This is a genomic window from Arcicella rosea (assembly GCF_040543805.1).
Classification (GTDB): Bacteria; Bacteroidota; Bacteroidia; order Cytophagales; family Spirosomataceae; genus Arcicella; species Arcicella rosea.
Genome location: NZ_JBEUMS010000019.1, coordinates 72938 through 91708 on the forward strand (window position 1 = coordinate 72938; position 18771 = coordinate 91708).

Annotated in this window: 17 protein-coding genes; 2 read left to right on the forward strand and 15 right to left on the reverse strand. The window is 34.4% G+C overall.

Features of this window, described 5'->3' with window-relative positions:
• The 11 genes from ABID42_RS21055 to ABID42_RS21105 all read right to left on the reverse strand — a co-directional run bounded on the left by ABID42_RS21055 (window position 1) and on the right by ABID42_RS21105 (window position 9526).
• Complete coding sequence (locus ABID42_RS21055) at window positions 1-624, reverse strand: hypothetical protein (RefSeq protein WP_367285350.1); 624 nt, start codon at window positions 622-624, stop codon at window positions 1-3.
• A 35-nt stretch (window positions 625-659) separates the two neighbouring features.
• A complete protein-coding gene (locus ABID42_RS21060; RefSeq protein WP_367285351.1) occupies window positions 660-1847 on the reverse strand; it encodes a hypothetical protein in 1188 nt (395 codons plus the stop codon).
• A gap of 5 nt (window positions 1848-1852) precedes the next feature.
• On the reverse strand, window positions 1853-2374 hold the full coding sequence (locus tag ABID42_RS21065; protein WP_367285352.1) for a hypothetical protein: 522 nt from the start codon (window positions 2372-2374) through the stop codon (window positions 1853-1855).
• Between the two features lie 92 nt (window positions 2375-2466).
• Window positions 2467-3042: a hypothetical protein gene (locus ABID42_RS21070; RefSeq protein ID WP_367285353.1), complete on the reverse strand. Its 576-nt coding sequence runs from the start codon at window positions 3040-3042 to the stop codon at window positions 2467-2469.
• Window positions 3039-3995 (reverse strand): conjugative transposon protein TraN, encoded by a 957-nt coding sequence (gene traN, locus ABID42_RS21075; RefSeq protein WP_367285354.1) that lies wholly within the window; start codon window positions 3993-3995, stop codon window positions 3039-3041. The genes ABID42_RS21070 and traN overlap by 4 nt, the downstream gene beginning before the upstream one ends.
• Before the next feature lie 3 nt (window positions 3996-3998).
• Window positions 3999-5108, reverse strand: a complete 1110-nt coding sequence (gene traM, locus ABID42_RS21080) for a conjugative transposon protein TraM (protein WP_367285355.1) — start codon at window positions 5106-5108, stop codon at window positions 3999-4001.
• 117 nt (window positions 5109-5225) lie between these two features.
• Entirely contained in the window at window positions 5226-5882 is a 657-nt protein-coding gene (locus tag ABID42_RS21085; protein WP_367285356.1) for a hypothetical protein, read from the reverse strand.
• Window positions 5875-8493, reverse strand: coding sequence for a TraG family conjugative transposon ATPase (locus tag ABID42_RS21090; protein WP_367285357.1), 2619 nt, complete (start codon window positions 8491-8493; stop codon window positions 5875-5877). Before ABID42_RS21090 ends, ABID42_RS21085 begins: the two co-directional genes overlap by 8 nt.
• Window positions 8494-8593: 100 nt before the next feature.
• Window positions 8594-8851, reverse strand: coding sequence for a hypothetical protein (locus tag ABID42_RS21095; protein WP_367285358.1), 258 nt, complete (start codon window positions 8849-8851; stop codon window positions 8594-8596).
• Window positions 8852-8917: 66 nt separating this feature from the next.
• The gene (locus tag ABID42_RS21100) at window positions 8918-9244 is read right to left on the reverse strand and encodes a DUF4134 family protein (RefSeq protein ID WP_323689378.1); all 327 of its coding nucleotides are present in this window, start codon (window positions 9242-9244) and stop codon (window positions 8918-8920) included.
• A 54-nt stretch (window positions 9245-9298) separates the two neighbouring features.
• Window positions 9299-9526 (reverse strand): hypothetical protein, encoded by a 228-nt coding sequence (locus tag ABID42_RS21105; protein WP_367285359.1) that lies wholly within the window; start codon window positions 9524-9526, stop codon window positions 9299-9301.
• A gap of 85 nt (window positions 9527-9611) precedes the next feature.
• On the opposite strand from ABID42_RS21105, the gene tnpA reads away from it, so the two are divergent.
• Window positions 9612-9995, forward strand: a complete 384-nt coding sequence (gene tnpA, locus ABID42_RS21110; protein ID WP_367285360.1) for an IS200/IS605 family transposase — start codon at window positions 9612-9614, stop codon at window positions 9993-9995.
• A 129-nt stretch (window positions 9996-10124) separates the two neighbouring features.
• Window positions 10125-11036 carry a zeta toxin family protein gene (locus tag ABID42_RS21115; RefSeq protein ID WP_367285361.1) on the forward strand — a complete coding sequence of 304 codons (912 nt, stop codon included), beginning with the start codon at window positions 10125-10127 and terminating at the stop codon, window positions 11034-11036.
• Window positions 11037-11100: 64 nt separating this feature from the next.
• Here ABID42_RS21115 and ABID42_RS21120 read toward each other — a convergent pair whose 3' ends face one another.
• From ABID42_RS21120 to ABID42_RS21135, 4 genes are all read right to left on the reverse strand, one after another.
• On the reverse strand, window positions 11101-12366 hold the full coding sequence (locus ABID42_RS21120; protein WP_367285362.1) for a type II toxin-antitoxin system HipA family toxin: 1266 nt from the start codon (window positions 12364-12366) through the stop codon (window positions 11101-11103).
• Window positions 12367-12370: 4 nt separating this feature from the next.
• Window positions 12371-12694 carry a helix-turn-helix domain-containing protein gene (locus tag ABID42_RS21125; RefSeq protein ID WP_367285363.1) on the reverse strand — a complete coding sequence of 108 codons (324 nt, stop codon included), beginning with the start codon at window positions 12692-12694 and terminating at the stop codon, window positions 12371-12373.
• 72 nt (window positions 12695-12766) lie between these two features.
• The gene (locus ABID42_RS21130; protein WP_367285364.1) at window positions 12767-17932 is read right to left on the reverse strand and encodes a helicase-like domain-containing protein; all 5166 of its coding nucleotides are present in this window, start codon (window positions 17930-17932) and stop codon (window positions 12767-12769) included.
• Between the two features lie 54 nt (window positions 17933-17986).
• Entirely contained in the window at window positions 17987-18394 is a 408-nt protein-coding gene (locus tag ABID42_RS21135; RefSeq protein WP_367285365.1) for a hypothetical protein, read from the reverse strand.
• Window positions 18395-18771 lie beyond the last annotated feature (377 nt).

Genomic DNA, 18771 nt, shown 5'->3' on the forward strand with positions numbered 1-18771 from the left:
TTATTGGCTAAGTAAGAAGCTACAGGTTAAGAATTCAGCGCCTAAATCAGATTTTTTATTATCATAATACACATTCAGTGTATCCCCATGAAAACTGATAGTATGTTTATGCGGGAAAAGTAATGGAAAGAAGTAATTCGTAGATTTTTGATGGTCTATTTGATGAATCTTTCTATTCAAATAAAGAGCTTTTAGGATTGATACAGCCGTATCTTTTTGATTTAAACCTCTTGTACCTGTTTTTTTAAGGATTTCAAAAGCACTGTTGTCATCCTTGATTTTTATTTGATCAGTCCATTGGATTTCAGATACTTTAGTTCCATGGTCAATGATTTGAAAAGTAGCCGTTGAATCGAAAATGTTCTTTAAGTCCAAGGTAATATATTTTTCATATCGATTGCCCAGCCAATTAGCTGTTTTCCCTTTGTACCAGCGATAAATTTTATTTCCGTAACGGAAATGGGCTTCAATGCCAATGAGCTGAAAATTCTTAGCCGAATAGGCTTTAATGACATCTGAAGCAGTTTCTATCTTAGCATCGTTTACTTCAGATGTTGAAGAACAAGCTACAGTAAAGATTAATATGAGTAGGAGCGAGATTCGCTTTAAGTTAATGGTTTTCATAAGCATAAGAGTTAAGAGAAATATATTTTAAAGGTTTATTTATCGAAATTCATCATTTTTCCAGCATCCATAGCACCAGAGTTTTTATAGAAATCAGAAACATTAAACTTATTATCTTTACTAAACAGAGCGTTTTCATGTTGCTGTTTAAGCATGATGAGTTCGGCATGAAGTTTATTGATTTCTGAATCAATTTTTGTGTACAAATCAACTTGTTTATTGATTAATTGGATTCTATCAATGTCGGATAATCGCCCTAATTTGGCATTGATTTCAACAGCTTGACCTTTCCCTTTTTCATTGGCAGAGCCACCAAATATTCCTCCAAGGTTTAGGCCTAAAGCATCTGATAGCGTAGAAACCATTTGATCTTGAAAATTAGAGGCAAGTTCATCAATAGAATTTGAAAGACTTGATTCAAGGTTATTAAAGACGTTCCCAAGATTGCCACCAGACTGAAGTGTTTGGTAGAAATTATTCAAAGCTTGAGTATTGCCAAACTGAATAAGGTGCTGTTCTAGCACAGCGAGTTTGATTTGTTCTGAGCCATCAGAATTCTCAAACTCACTCTTTAAAGTGCTGAGTGTTGTTAGTTGATTGGTGACTGACTGGGTAGCCGCATTAAAACTGTTTTCAATGCCCTTGGTATTGACCTGTGCGCCAAGTCCCGTACCTGTTTCTCCTTGATTGGTATAAGATGCTGGATTGGTATCAAAAGAGATTGGTGCAGTATTACCCTGTGTATTGGTAAAAGGCTGATAACGAGTATCTATGCTGATAATTCCTTGATAGAGACCATTAAACTTTGTGATGTATAATTGCTTTTGAAGGGGATTAATAAAGGGTATGATAGCCTGCTGAAAATAACTTTTTACTTGTTGTAAATGCGTTAAAACCGCTTGATTTCTTCCTCTGATATTCATGTCCTTTTCATAATAGTTTTTAATTAAGTCAGAAGGATTGTTGTTGTAGTTAAACTCTGCCATCTCAAGGTTTAGCCTCGTTTTCTCAGTTGAATTCATGCCAATGACATCTGCCGTTGTTTGATTTTCTGTTTTTAATTGAGAATTCGCAATTTCTTTATGGTCTCCCTCAATTTTACTCATCAGTTTTGATTGGATAACTTGTGCAATATTTTGAGCAAGGTTTGAAGGGTCAATCACTGCGGCATGGCTGGTAAAGCTTAATAAAATACCCAGTAGGAGGTAGTGTGATTTTTTCATCTTTTTTATTTATGATTTAGAAAATAGGAAAACAGTTTTGCCAAAAAATAGGAATTACTGATGATAAAAAGTACAGGTAAAGTACATGAATTCAACAGGAAATAAATTTCAAGAAACGTAAAATGAGTAGATACTTTCTCTTGTAAAAATTCTTCTTTTTGCTCATCTGAGGCATTCTTTGAGGGAATTTTGAAATATTTAAGATGAAGCTTTAGCAGTACAAATCTTAGTTGCTTATAAAAACCAACAAAGGTCATTTTATGTCTGCTTAGCCATATCAATCCCTGAAGAAAAAAAGCGATTAAAAAGTAAAGTATTTGCCCAAAAAAGGGCTTTATACCATACAATGTTTCAATATCATTCAAAAGTGTAATGGCATAGAAATATGGAAGTACATATAGTCCAGTATTCTTGTGAATCAATTGATTAATTTTTTGTACAAATGGCGAAGATGCAGTCTCCCCATGCCTGATGATTCCCTTTCTTTCCAAAAAGGCAATGAATGCTAAAAAGCATACGGTGGTCATAAGGTCTATATAAAATACTAGCATAGTGGAATTCCCCCTCATTGATATAACAAGTTTACCTATTGGATTAATTACAATCAGGTTTATAAGGACTATAGGGCATCAAAGAGTTTAAATTTTAGACCTACTTGTGCATTTGCTTTGATTTGCCGAGTAATCGCAGCGGTTGTTCCATCGGCATCAACTTTGGCGAAAACTGCTATTTTACGAGAGAAAAATTTCTCTACATTAAAGCCAATCGTCAAGAATGGATAAGCCTTACCTTGGCTAGCTCCATTAGCTGTTCCATTACTAAGTGATTGAAATCCAGCACCTAATCCATATAAAAATCCGAGAAATGAAAGATGATATTTTCCTTTCAGTAAAGTTGCTTCATAGCTATATTTTAGTTGATAGTTTTTAAGTAAAGCGGCAGTATTATCTTGCATTTTCTCTTGTCTATAAGCAAAACCAATTCGATGATAATTGGATGTAGCAGTACCAAAACATAAGGATGCGGCATAAAATCTATCACCTTGTTGCCAGTTTTGTGGGAAATTGTTATCCTCAAAAAGTAAGGGTATTCCGCTTGAAACTTCAAGGTATTTTGTGCTTTTATTCCTGATTTGTGCCTGAGTGTCAGTTAAATATCCTGTTATCAAAATGGCTATCAAAAAGTATGTTTTCATAATTTTTTCATCTGATAGTAAAAGGTTTCATAATCAATTTTAAGGTTCATATTACGGCTACCGTCTTTCTCTACGATGTCAATTTCAAAGTTTTTGTCTTTACCAATTGAAAACTTAGGCATCATAAACACAAAGTTGAAATAAGCACCAGCGTCTCCTAGTTTTCGTCCATCTGGAGCACCCTCTTGTTCGAGGTAAACGAAATTGGGATTAAGTTCAATTTCTTGTGAAACTTCCTTTTTGCGCTTTGTTTTATCACGTACATAGAATTTCATGTACTCCAAGCCATAATCTAAGGGCGAGCTATTTTTCATGCTAATACATACAATAATCTTCCCTTCCTTAGTAACCAACTGTATGAGTTTGAACTGTACTTTTCCGACTTTATCAGCAATGTGTTGAATAGTATGCCTAGTTTTTGATAGCTCAATCATCTTTTTAGAGAAATGAATCATCTCCGTTTCCGTATAATAAGTATCGCTAAAGACTATTTTCTCTGGTCTATCGCTAACCTGTTTCTCAAAAGCATCATTTAAACCTGCTGCCATGGTAATATTGAGTTTGTTGGGAGATTCGTTATAGGAAACCAGAAAACTATAATACTTTCCATCATGCGTAATGACGGTAACATTGGTTTCAAAAATGCCTATTTGAGCTGCTTTAAGCTTTAATACATTATCGACACCTTCCACTCTATCGCAAATAATTCGGTTAGAACCAGCATCAAAATATTTAATAGGGGCATCAAATACAATATGAGTAGTCTTATAAAAAGCGACACTCACAGGATAACTCCCTTTGATGTTATGCTCTTTGAAGGTTAAGACCTTCTTCTGATTGGCGGAAGAAATAAGACCCGTAGAATCAGTTTTAATCAGGTTCAATGTCTGTGCTTCCATCAAGAGTGAAAACAGCGTCAAACAGCAAGAGAGTAGATATTTCAGATTTTTCATAGATTAGTTTTTGATTAAGAGGAAGAGTTGTTGTCCAGTTTTAATGCTGACTTTTACATCTCTAATTTTTGCATTAACATATTGATTAGCACCATTGAGGGACTGATTGACTAAAGAACCCACCACCTGATTGCCGACGGTTTGGGCAAGACTTCCTTGGGGATTATAAACCAATAGCGGATTCATAGCACCTAGCGTACTTCCTACATTTTGTCCCCAAGCATTCTTTTGCATTTCGTTTTCAGCATCAATGCTTACTTTCAAGCCTAACAAGCCATCCAGATCCATCACCTGAGCGTTGAGGGCTTGATAAACATCATTTTTGATATAACCCTCTACAGAAAGTAATAGTCTATCTCCCTGAATATGGCTTTTAGCACCAATAATATCGCCCGCTTGATAGCGTAGATTATCCAAGGATTTACTTTCGGTCAACATAATTTTGACTGTTGTATTATTACGCACTGTTTTAGATTCTAATAATTTTCCTTTGATTAAAATATGTTGTTTACTCTTTCCTAAGTTGCTACTGGGATCAATGCCAATGGTTGGCATATCTTCTTTCATTTGATGATTAGCATAAAAGCGATTATTGACAGGTGATAAAAATGGATTATCCCATGCTGTGGATTGATCATTTTTAGCTTTTAAATCATCATCACTAAAGCTAAATCCATCGTTTTTAGATTTTTCGGAGTCTTTATTAGCTCTAAGAGGAGTAGTCACATTGTTTTTAGGTTTATTGACCGTTTCTAATACTTTGATTCTTTCCTCCAATCGTTGAATGCTTTGAAGGTTTTTATCCTGATAAGAAGACCTATTTTCATTTGAATAAACCTTCTTCTTTTTCTCCAGTATTTTAGAAGAATCAACGTGAGTTTTTCCTAAATACTCAGGATTGTTCTCCCATGAATTGGGTGAATTTTGTACTGGTTCGCTAGCCCAAAAACGCTCATTCTCTATTTCCTTTTTTTGATTAAAAGGCGTTTTTTCTTCAATCTTTTTATCAGCCGCAGGAATGTCAAAATTGATGGCTGAAAATTCATTTTCATGCGTTTGGGCAGCTCCATCTTTTTGAGGAATGATGTACAAGTAAAATCCTACGAGAATCATATTGATGATCAGCGAAATAGGATATTTAAGAAAGCTTAAGTTAAAATACTTTTCCATATTGTTTAAAGGGTAAGAGCCAACTATAACAAAATTAGGGATGGAAAAAGTCTTAGAAATCTAAGGATTGCTTGGATTAATGACTATATCTTTTGTCCCCCGACTATTGATTTCCTTATTGCCAATGACCTTCATTTTATTGAGAAAAAAGCCATAAAGATTATTATCCGTTCTATCTCTTTCTTCCATCGAAAATTCAGTCACTAGAAAACTCTCTTTGGTAACGCCCCCTTGTCCTCTGAGTAATACTTTTCCGTAAAACCGCCCCATAGAGCCTCTAAAGACAATACTATCGACCTTAATGTACTGAATGGCATTGCGTTGAACGATGTTATTATAATAGTTTTGGCTGTTGTAAAATTCGTACAATGGAATAAAGTCAGCATAGTAAAAACTCTTTTGAATATTACTATGGATTTGCTGTTCATCTGGTTCGAGTCGAAAGAAAAGCTCATGGGCTTTAGCTACCATCGCCTTTTTTGCTACTAATTCAAAGCCATCATTATAAACATCATATACTTTACGAATCTCTCCATTTTTATCCATGATGTAAGGTTTAGGCTTTTGAGAAGTAACAGCATCTTTATACAAAACCATTGAAGTAATAATCAAGATGAGAGCAAAACCCAACACGCCAAAAACTAGGTACTTTCCCGTATGGTTAATGCGATCAATATCTCTGAGATACTTGATTTCAAAGCTTTTTTCTTTACTCATATTCATAGGAAATCATGCGAGGATTATGGCTGATTTTAGAATTATAATTGAATTTTTCATCACAGAATCTGATAACTGCTTGAGGTGAGCCATTGAACATCATCATTAATTCAGCGAGGTAATTAATCGTTAATTCAAAATTTCGGTTGAACTCTCTCAAATAAAGAAATTTGACTAAATTCTTCTCAGGTGCTTCAGTAGTATATGCCCAGTATTCTTTATGAGATAATAAAATGCCATAGACACCATACACCTCATTTGTCCAAAGAATCAATAATTCTCTGAACCTATCATCTGCTTTTAAATCACGATTAAGACTTAACAACATGGCAACGTGTTTATCTTCCAAAGAAAGTACCTGAGCGATTTTATCAATCTTCTTCATATACTTAGCCATAGAAAGAATGAACTTAATGTCTGACTGAGTAACGACTGTTTCTTTGATAATAGGAGAGGAGATAATGTCATCTAATTCCTGCGTTACCAAACCAATGGTTCCTTTAAACTTCCTGGCAGTTTTATAAACCTCTTTGATGTACTCTGCAAACATATCCGACATGATAGCCTTCCAGGCTTCCTCAATAATGAGATATTTTCTTTGGTTAAGCTTTTCCTTGAGAATCTCCTCATAAGTACCTATCATGTAAATGACGACGAGCGGGAAAAGTACTTTATTCCCTTTGATATTATCTAATTCAAAGACAATAAAACGCTCATTTTTAAGGTCAATTTGATAAGAAGCATTTAATACTTCTGCATAAATACCACCCACATGAAAAATCTTTAATACATCTAAAAAATGATTGATGTCAAAAAGCTTAGAAGTGTTCAAATGCGGTAAATCCTTATGTCTAAAAACACTCGCCATGTATTCATAATAGCTATTGAAACAAAGCGGAATCATTTCGTTTTCCTCTCTTTTCTTTGTTGCTACATAATTGTAATAATAGCTAATGGATTGTAACACAATGTTTTCATCTAGTTTACTAGGCAAGTCATCTCCTTTCCAAGCTTTGAGAAGCAATTTTAGCATCATATCCAAACGCCGTTCGGAAGGCATTTCAGTATCAATCACAAAAGGGTTAATTTGAATGGGGACTTCGTCACCAAAAGAAAAATAAGAACCTTTGAGATAGTTTTTACAAAGGTTTTCATAACTATGTCCTACATCAACAAGCATTACAAATGCTCCACTTTCTACAGCCCAGCGGACTAAATAATTCATGCTTACGGATTTTCCTGAACCCGTTGGTCCTAAGCAAAAGAAATTATACCCTGTAATGGCTTTTCGCTGTCTCGAATTGCCACTTTCCGCAAATACATCAACAATTACTCTTGCCCCATTGCGATTGACAAGTGGTAATCCCAAGGCTGACTTACCATCGAAGGCAAATGTTTCTTCAAAGTTTAAAAAAGATGAACCCACCGCATCATAGGTCAAAATCATTTGGTCAGCACCGATGTTACCAGCATTGCCCGGCATGGTATTCATAAAGACAATGGGTAATTCTTCATTACATTCAAAAGGAATTAAATCAACTTTTTTGAATCCATCATTGATTTGAGACTTGAGTACTTTTAAATCTTCATAACTATCAGCATGCCAGAAAACTAGATTGGCATAAAAGCGAATAGGAGATAAGCGTCCAGATCCATCAATCAAATTTTGAAGAAAGAGTTTGGTATCCTGTAAAGAGTGTTCATTTTCCTCTGAAAAAGAAAGAATCCCACTTTTTTGCTTGATAAGGCTTTGCAGAGATGACTTAACATTTTCAAGACTTTCTTTATAAATCACCACATTGTAAATACACTCTCCGTCTATTTTATGCGTAAAAGATTTACACAAGGCAGCAGGGAAAAAACTAATTTCAGTGGAAAGGTTTTTATCCCCCGTAAAACTTGAAATGGTATCGTTGATGGATAAGATGGAATCAATTTGATAGATTCCACAGTATTTATCACCCACTTTCAAGCAGTTTTTATCAGGCAGGTAAATAACATCCTTGATCGCATCTTGAGTATCTTGGGTGAGCATCATGTATTTTTCACAGAGATTAAGATGGCTTTTAGTGCCTAATAAATCTTTCTCATCCACCAAATGAAAAGAAAAATCCATGCCTTGTGCTAATGTTCTAAGAAAAATCTCAATACTGCTGGTAAATTTCTCAATAGACTCTTTTTGTATGTTCTTCTTATCTACTTTGATAAGCGAACTAAAAATACCATTGGTAGAGAGTGTTTTCTTAGTAGGAGGAGTATTAACCAAAGTAAAGAATAGATAACTTTTGGTTTGTTTAAACCTTTTTTCAAAAAGTAAACGTTCGTTAGCTCCTCCAAGATAAGTTTCTGAAGAAGCCTGTAAGTTAATATCACCCTCAGTATAATCGTTAAAACAAAAAAAGGTCTGCGCATGTAAAAGCGTATGAGCAGGAAGGCTCGAAAACGCATTTTTAAAATTGAGGTTAACTTGCTGATAGCTATCAGCCGATAAAGTATTTAGGTTAGCAAAAACACCTTCATAACATAAGGTTATATCACCATTTCGACTGAGTAAAGCCCCAAAATCAGTCGCACCAATGATGGGAAAGCTTTCTTTGTTATTAATAATCATAGAATAGATAATTAGGTTTAGCGGTGAAACAAACTTAGAAACCAATACCTTTTTCAAGTAAGTACAAGAATAAGCACAAGAGTAAATACAAGGACTGTGTTTAAAACAATCTTATCTTGGTCATAGTAGGTCTTCCACCTGCTATTTTATGAACCCGAAAAAAATACTTTACCAACATCTTTTCATAACCGAAAGGACCAATTTTTCTAAGGAAGACGAAAGAGAAAAAGCCAACACAAGCAACCGTAATGATTGAAAATAAAGAACCAATCAATAAATGCCCAATTTTAATAGCAATGATTAAACATACTAACATGGTTACTAGTAAGATAACAGCCCAAACAATGATTAAAGACATTGGAAAGCCTTTAAAATAAGGCGGTTGATTCACGCCTTTGTGGGTGTAATATTGGGTAATCATTTGCTAGAAAAATAAGATTTTAGAAAGCCCAACACCTATGAGGATGACCAATGAACCCATCAAAACACCCTGAAGGTTTTTAAAGGCTTGCTGATCGCCTTGTTTATACTTAAATCCAGCAGAGGTAATACCTATGAGGAAAACCACACCCGAGATTGCCATGAGTAGTGTGGTTACACCATCAATAATACTTCTGATTTCTGTAGCCCCAGATTCAGAGGCGGAAGCCACTTTAGTCCCCCAATTAGATTGGGCTTGGATATAGCATCCATACAGAGAGAAGAGAGTAGTCAGCAGTAAATGCTTAACTTTTTGCTTGTTTGATTGCATGATAGAATAGATTTAGGTTTGAAAAATTTGCTCATAAATTCAGAAAGAAAACAATCACTGATTAATCATTGCATCGAACTCCACCTTTTCGGCTTGAATTTGGGTACGAGTATCTAATGATTTACCTAAAGAAGAAGGATTGTCAAACATAGATTCTTTGCTATGCTGACCACTGATAAAGTAATCATAGAAGAAGAAAACAGTCCAAGTACAGAGGGTTAAAGTTCCTACCCCTATTCCATATACGTTCCAGTTAAATAATAAAATTGAAGAATGATTCATAATTGTATAATTTTGGATTGACTATTTATATATCATATATCAAATATAATAAAAAAATAGATAAGTATATATTAAACTAATAAAAATGAAAGAAAATATTTTACAGTATTGTATTATCTTTTGCACTAAGTATAAAAAAACACTTTTGACTGAAGAGCTTCATGCAGATTTTTTGAATCTTACATATCGTTATTGTTATGAAAACTCCATAGCTTTGTTGTCATTAGACATTAGAGATAAACATACGGTTATCCTTGAAATAAGTACAGAGATAGCGATGGAGTCTCCTCATGTAATCATTACCAATTTAAAGGCATACTTGGCGGGAGAATTAAAAAAGAATTATCCGCAGCTTAAATCAAAAACCCCAAGCCTTTGGACAAGGCAACATTTTATTCAAACGATAGGAGTAAGGAATGATGAATTAATGGAAGCTTTTGTATTCAATCAGAAAGGATTAAAAGATTAGCTTAGCGTTTTAAGATTAAATTTAAATTATAATATAATCTTTTTGTTAGTTTGGTGGTAGTGTATTGAATAAATTAAACAAATTGTGTAATTTTACCAATATAACCACAATTCAATACATATTACTTTTATGCAGATGGATTTATTGTCAGGTCTCAAAGAGCGATTCTTTGTGAGTGCTGAACAAATTGAAAAGATTAAGTTAAATACTATTCATGATAGTATCCTTCATACAACTCCTTCTGAGAAACCAAGTTTGATTATTGTGGGTGGGCAATCAGGGAGTAAGAAGGAAGAGTTAATTTTTATGGCTACAGAAGAGCTTGCTGGAAATACCATGCTATTGTCAGCTGATATTTTACGTAACTATCATCCTAATGTTACTGAGATTAAGCAAGAATATCCTGATATGTTGCTGCCTCTAACAGCAGATTTTACCAAAGAACTTTTGCTCCATATTGAGGACTATGCCATTCAAAACCATTACAATGTTGTATTGGAAGCAAGTTTAGGTAATGCAGAAAAAGCAGTTCAACGATTAAGTAAATACAAAGAGCAGGCTTATTTGATAGCCTTGAAAGTACTATCCATCAATAAAATGTTTAGTTATTTGAATGCAGAAGAAGAATATGAAAATCGGTTACTAACAGAAAAAAGCGGAAGGCTAGTATCTAAACAGTATCACGATCAGCTATGTAATAAGATTCCTCAGACACTTCAAACGTTATATGAACAGCAATTACTGGATAAAATAAGTATTTACCAACTTCATACTTTTGAAGAAAATAGGGTATTAAAATCCAAGCCAACCATCTTGGAAGAAAAGAAGGAGAAGGCTTTAGAAGCTTATTTGAATGAACAAAACAGAGATTTTACTTCGACAGAATTAGCTTATTTAAAAGAGAAAGCTCAAAAGGTAAAAGCTATGAAAGTAAACAGAGAAGCTAACTTTTTAGAAAAAGTACGTTTCGATTTCAACTTCAAGTTTATTTTAGAAGGTAAGGAAGGAAAAACTAAAAGTAAGAAGATGACGGCAGTGTGATTTTAAGCCTATCAATACATAAAATCTCTTTTATGTATTGATAGGTAAAAGTAAGGAGTGTTCACTAAACTGTCATAAATGCTCTGCTAATCATTTCCTGTTCGTTTCTACTTATTTTATATTTTGTAGCTATTGTTTTCCATTCAGCCACAACTCCCTTAATCTCTTCAATAATTTGCTTGGCACGTTCTTGTTTTAGCCTAAAAAATATAGCGACTTCCAATGCAAGATTTGTATCCAAAGCATTATCATTTTCTGAAATGTTTAATTTTAATCCAGTGCCGGTTTCAATGGGATTTATATCAAAAGCAGGGGAGAGTTCCCAACCTTTGTTTGTCAATAAAAATCCATGATTTCTAAGATGGTCATCTGTATTAGAGACACAAATATTAAAGACAATTCTTCTCCAAAGCTGTTCTAAATCACCCTCAACGTTTGAGCCATTTCGCATGATAAATTCGGCTAAATGTAAGTAACTTACCCCATCTTGAAAATCTGTTCCATCGGTATGTCCTAGTAGTGTCATAGCAGAGGCAAAATGAATCCTTTTATTATTAACTCTATCAAAACGTTTTGTCAAAAAAGTATGATGATGACCACTAAACTTTTGAATCATTGCTTCAGACATTTGAATACCCGATTTTTGAGCTAATTCATAAATAACCATTTCCCATGCAGCAGTATCTCGATTATCAAAGTTACTTGGGAATTTTGCAATCCATAAATGGTTATTGGTATCCACAATACTTGCTTTGGGTCTTGCACCTCCTAAAGATGAACCAGGAGCAATGAGCATATTTAACCACTTTAAATAGTCAGGATTATCTACACTGTCATCTTTTTCAAGTAGAAGACTAGCTTGCTCTAATTCTCTTAAAGAGGTAAAAGGTGGAGCCGCCATTGCTTTATTATCATTTAAAAATGGCCCCTCAATAGATTCCTTAAATCGTATTGCCCCCATTCTATGTTGGTCATAGACACCCAAAAGATAATCTGTTTCAAAAAGTAATTGTTCTCTGCGTCCCTCAAATCGTGCTATAGCGGCTTCACGCCTACGCATGAGTAACCGTCCCCATCTGTCGGGAGAAGAATCCATAAAAATTCCAAAATTACTTTTAGTATCATTTAGGTATTGCTTCCCACTATATAATGCTAAATCAGGATCAAGTGAAAAGAGATATTCATTAACTTTCAACCACTGTTTATCATATTCAAAAGCAAATATTTCTTTTCCTCTGATTTGCGTTGCAGATAATTCACCCATTAATTGAGGTATTTCTGAGCTTTCCCAATCTGTAAATACAGTGATATGTCGTTTTTTTTCTGCCATTATCTTATGCCTCTTTAGGTTTTCTGCTTGCCCGTTTTTTGACCAATAAATCAGCATCTTGTAATTTTCTACCTAAAGTATCATCATTGGCTAGGTTTAGAAAGTTTCTTTCTAAGCCCAATACAAATAATACTTGAACGTATGCTCCCATCGCAACACTTGGTGTACCTTTTTCAATTAACCATAGTGTGGTACGACTAATATCCGCACGTTCTGCAACTTGTTCAGCGCTTAGTTTTCTTCTTAGTCGAGCCAGTCTAATATCTTCTCCTAATTGAGCTAATATTTTAGCAGCAGTCGGTAATAATATAGTTGCTTTAGTATTCATAATGTTTGATATTATGAACAAATATACAATTAATGTTTATAATATCAAACATTATGAATTAATCTGATTATTTCAAATTTTAACTCTCATCCCTTTCTTTTCCATCTCATTAACCTGCTCTTCAGCATTGCTTGATGGAGTAATATTGATGGACTTTTCCTTCTTTTCAATGGTTTGATCAATTTTTTCTTTTAGGGAGTCAAGTTCTTTTTTGACTTTGATCAGCTCATTTTCTCCTTTAAAGTCCTCTTGGATAAACTTTCTTAAATCATTGATGTTCTTGTTAATGTTTTCAATGTTCTGTTGAACGCTTTCTAATAATACAGGAATTTTGAGGAGTGCTCTTTGAGGATATTGTACAGCAATGTCTGGCGTACTGGCAAGATAACCGCCATTGAAAGCATACTTTTCATTACTCTGTCCCTGCAAGATTAAGATATTCTCTAAACTTACTCTGTTATCAAAGTCCCTTATCTTAGTCGCCTCAAAATACATTTTAAATCCTGCATAAGTGCCTACTTCCGTAATACCTTCTTGAGCAATGCTATCTCTTAATTTAACAAGATATGTGCCTAGTCCTTTTTCAGTCCTTATATCAAGTTCCTTTTTATCAAAAAGTGAATCTGAATGACGAGTAATAAAACTTTCTAAGCTTTGTGAATTAACCAGGTATTTGTCAAGATTAATTTTTTCTGACTTAAAATCTACTTGTTGGTCTAAAAGGAACTTTTGATCTTTCAGCAATGCTTCTTTTTTTATTTCATTTAGCCGTAAGGAAGTTTCCAAACCCTCTATCTTTTCTTCAGCCAATCGTTGATCTTTCAAAAACATAAACTTTTCAGATTCAACCTTTCCAAGCTCACGTTCTAATTTTGCTTTATCAAGAAGCATGGTATTTCCAGAAAGAATGGCGCAGTACTCGGCATAATTCATACCATTGGCTTCGTCCATACCGCCTTCATCAATTTTTCGTACACCTAGCTGATTCGATTTAATCTGATTGATAAAAATACTCTTGTTAAGCAGAAGATTGAATTTATAGGAATCTAGCGTCTGTTCAACGGCATAGACAAAATTATGTACTTCATTGTTATTAAACTTCATGGCATATTCGTTACCTTGCCTAGCACCTCGACCAATGCGCTGTTCAAATTCAGAAGGTTTCCATGGAATATCCAGGTGATGCATGGCAATCATACGACGCTGAGCATTTACGCCAGTACCTAAAGTACTTGTTGAGCCAATCAAAACTCTCACTTCACCATTATTCATTTTTTCAAAGAGTTTTTCTCGTTGTTTATCCGTTTTGAAAGATTGAATAAATGCAATTTCCTCTGGCTTTAAGCCTTTTTCTATCAACTTATCCTTAATAGCAAAATAAACATTGAAGCCAGTACTTTTAGAAGAAGGAGTACTTAAATCACAGAAAATCATTTGAGTCGCTTTAAAGTGATTACCTTCCTGATAGTAATCTAATACTTTATGACAGCATTGATTGATTTTATTATTGACATCATCGTTAAAACTAGGATGAATCAAACGCATATCCAATGCCATTTTCTTACTCTCATTGGTGGCAATTAGCATCTTCGCCTTTTCTTCACTTTCACTTAAAGGATTACGATAGATTAAGGTACCATCACCAGTATTAGCAAAATCTTGTAAACGCAAAGAAAAGTCTTGTTGCTCTTTGGTTTGTGGTAAAACCACTAATTCTGTTTTAGCTTTGGCTGGAAAGATGCCAACCATATCACTTGTTTTATAGTCTGTAATTTGACTATAGAAAATAGCTAATTCAGGTACTTTGATGTATTCTCTAAAACGTTCTTTCTGAATGATATTATTGGTGATGGAGATTTCGTACTCGGTTGATTTAACCCCATAAGTAGCAATCCAAGAATCGAAATTAAAAATCTGTTGTTTCTTTAATTCTTTGGGTCGAAGGTATTTAAATAACAAATACAGTTCATTCAAAGAATTCGAAATGGGCGTTCCAGACAGAAAAGTAACCCCTAAATCTCTCCCTTTTTTCTCTTGTAAAGTTCGTAGCGCAACCAACATATTTAAAGCTCTATCACTTCCTTCCATACTTCCTAGTCCAGCCACATTATTATGACGAGTACTGTAAGTAAGGTTTTTATAAATATGCGATTCATCGACAAAAATATGATCAATCCCCATAGAATCGAAGTTGAGCACATCATCACGATGTTCTTTAATCGCTTCCATTTTGGTCTTAAGCTTACTTTCTAAATTAGCTTGACGTTTCAGTAAGCCTTTGTATTGTTGTTTGGTCTCATACGTTTGAGACATCGAATTCATCACCTTCAAATCCTTGTTCAGGTTATTCAATTCATCTCCAAGAACAGCCGAAAAGGCTTCATGAGAATGAGGTATTTTGCTAAACTGCTCATGGGTAAGAATAACGCAGTCCCAATTATTATTCTTGATTTGATTGAAGATATTCTCCCGATTCTTTTTACTAAAATCAACATCACCACTGTAAAGTAAACTAGCATTAGGATAAGCCTTTTTATAGGTTTCAGCAATCTGAGCAATGTTCGCTTTCAAGCAAAGAATCAAAGGTTTATTAGCCACGCCTAAGCGTTTCATTTCATGGCTTGTTACAATCATCGTCAATGATTTACCTAAACCCACTTGATGGTCAACAATTCCACCATCTTGCTGAATCAAAGCCCAAGCGGCATCTTTCTGGGATTTATACAAATCAGGAATACCTAAATTCTGTAAGTTTAATTGAGGGAAAGTTAAATGTCCACCATCGTATTGAGGTTTTACGTAGCAGTTAAACTTCTGATTATAAGTTTTGGCTAAATCGTTCTTAAAATCAATGTCTTGTTCATTCAAAAAGGCGATGAATTTGTTTCTAATATCTTCAATCTTGTTATTGACTAAGATGGTTTTATCTTTATCAGTTACATAAATATTTTTACCTCTGTCAACATCATAGCCAATTAACTTTTCCATTTTTGGCGTAGTATTGTACAAAGCATGTTCTAGCAAATCAATTCCATTTACTTTATTGTTGTCGGCAGTAACGGCATACAAAGTATTAATATTCTCATTGCGTTCATACTTTTGGTATCTAATCATGTAGTTATCAGTATTTTCTAAATAATCTACCGTAATACTTGAACTGTTGAAGAGCTGCCGAGCAAAGCGTTCATAGATTTTAGGGGAAATCCATCTTTCACCCAGATTAAAATCTAAATCATTATAACTAATAGGAGTGGGGAGAACCTCCTTTAAACAATCTAAAGTATGCTGTAATCTTTCTTTTTTTTGCTGGTCTTCAATGTTAGGGAGATTGTTTTCTAACCAATTGATTTTCTCGACCACATTCCCTGAAATGACAGAAGCAAAACCCTCAAACCTTGCTGTTTTAGGATTAAAAGCAATAAGTTTATCCGCTAATAATTGCTGTTCAATTGCTGCTTCATTATGTTGACTAAGTTTAGTTATGTAACCAGTATCAGCAAACCCATATTGATTGAGCGAAACATAGAAAGCATCCTTGACAGAATAATCATGTACTTGATTAAAAGCAACGGGTTTATAGAAAATATCCGACTTGACAAACTCTTTATTTTCAACCCGCTCTAATCCGAAAACTTGCTTATTCTTAGGGTCTTCGTCTAAATAAATTCTATTGGTATTAAGAGAACCATAAACACTCTTAAAGTTATCGTACTGTTCATTGAGTAATTTCCTTAAAAAGGAATGCTCAATTTTTTCGGCTAATTCGTAGCGATACAAATCATCATAAGTTTTACGGATTTGCATCACAGACAAATACATATTTTGCAGTTCCAAAGTATAGTCAGTGGGAACAAGGTAATTAGCACCAACATCAATTTTAAGCTTGTATAACTTCTCATTTTCAACGACAAACTGACCATCAATATCGCTTTCGGTCAGTGGCGTTTTATAAGGAATGTTTTTGGGCAATGCTGGCGTAATTGATAAAGTGGTTTCAATAGGATTAACAGGAGCAGCAGGAGCAAAGAGGTCTAACTGGAAAAGATTAGCTTTCTTACTGACAGAAATAGCTTGAAAAAGAGAATGTTCAGATGATTTCACAGCAAGATTAATGGTAAAGTTTTTCTTGAAATCAGATGCCAAAATTTCATCCACCGCTTTACAGATTTCAAGGAGTCCACCCGCTTTTAAATACGCTAAATTGGGTCTTCCATATTGGTCTTTCCCGAAGGTCAACTCATCAGAAATGATAGCATTACGATTCAGGTGGAAATATTCATTAAGTTGAAATTTGTGAGATGACTGCTCATTAGTGATTAAAGCAGTTCGCACTAAAGATTGCTCCATTGGATTCAGCGAAGTTTTTGGACCAGTCTTTTGTAAAATCAATAAATCAGCACCAGCCTGAGTCCCGGCATCTAAGAAAGTATTTTGAGGTAATCGAATCGCTGAAATAAGATTAGCATTAGCCATTACAAATTGCCTAATGGGTAAATTAACTGGACTATCCAAAACACCATAAGGCATAATATGCGCTAAAACCCCGCCTTCCTTCAACAAGTCAAGTGATTTGATAAGGAAGAAATTATGAATATGATTGCTCGCCTGTCGTTTTACTTTATTCTTATTGAGATTATATATAGGGTCAAAAACTTTAAAATCACCGAAAGGAATATTGGAAGAAATTAAATCATAAGTACCCATTTTATGTTTTCCAACAGTTTCAAAAGGAGCATTTACACTGTTCGCATGAAGAGCCTTTAAGATTTTAGCGGTTAAATCATCTTTCTCCAAGAGTAAGCTATCTTTCATGGCAATTCCCAGTTTTTGAAACTCGCTAAAAAATAATCCAGAACCCGCACTTGGATCAAGATAATTATCAGCTTTCACAGCATTTTTTAGCAGGGCATTTCCAATGGAGCGAATGAGTTCAGGGGAAGTATAAAAGCTGGTGAGAATACTGTTTTTGATACTCTCGATATTTTGCTCGTAGTTTGGCTTTGAGGATAAGAAAGCATGTAATTCTTCAATGTGAGGTTTAATTTTTAGAGACTCTAAACTCCAAGAAGAGATATTATCCAAAGGCAAGAGTAATTCTTTTAGACCACCCCAACCTTTAAATGCTGAAAGAATCTCTTTCTCCTCAGGACTGGCAACTCTTTTTTCATCGAGGATTTGGTACGCAGTTTTGAGTCCCTCCAAATTATCTTTGAGGACTTGCTTCTTATGATAGGACATTTTAGATAGGAGGTTTAGAATAATGTAGTACTGTGTGTGTTTAATGAAGTTGATTTAATCCAGGAAAAAGGATTCAATCAGTGTTGAGATAGATTTCTCTTCATCAATCAAAGAGCGGTATTCTTTAGAGAAATAGCGCATTTTTGCGCTAGTCTCAGCATCAAAAACATCAATACTAAAGGCGTATTGCTCCACCAGCATATCATACAGTCTTGAGTAGCTCGTCTGAAAATCAAAGAGATTTTTAGAGACCATTTCCTCAGCTTCAGCTGATTGAAAACCTAGGAGTATAAGCCTTTCCAATTCACTATAATAGTGCTGAATTCTTTGATTGATAAGTGTTTCCAAATCGTTTTTTGGATAATAATCCAAGATGTCAGGATTGTTTGCTTCTAAAAAAGCAACGACTGTTTTCTGTTTTTCAGTAATGACAGAGTTTTTGAAAGATAATTGCGCTTGCATATAAATATAGTTTAGTGTGTATATAACTAATTTTAAAGTAAAGATAATAACTTAAAGTATTATTCAAAATTTAAAAAGAATAATTTGGAAGAATACATCAAAAAAGAAGAGATGAATTAAAAGAAGAACCTGAAAATCGGCATAACTGTTGTCCAAAGACAGCCTTCTCTGGGCTGATACACAAGGCTTACGAAGACAGTCTTTGGAAGTGATTGCAAGAGTTCCCATCATGAAATGAAAGCTCAGGCTACACACGATTTCATGATTGGAACACTTGCTTGGGCTATATTAGTGGAAATAACACCTACATTTTGTTGCCTATTTAGAGAAAGATTAGCCCATAAAAGTCGTTTTAGATTGGTTAAACCTAACATGTA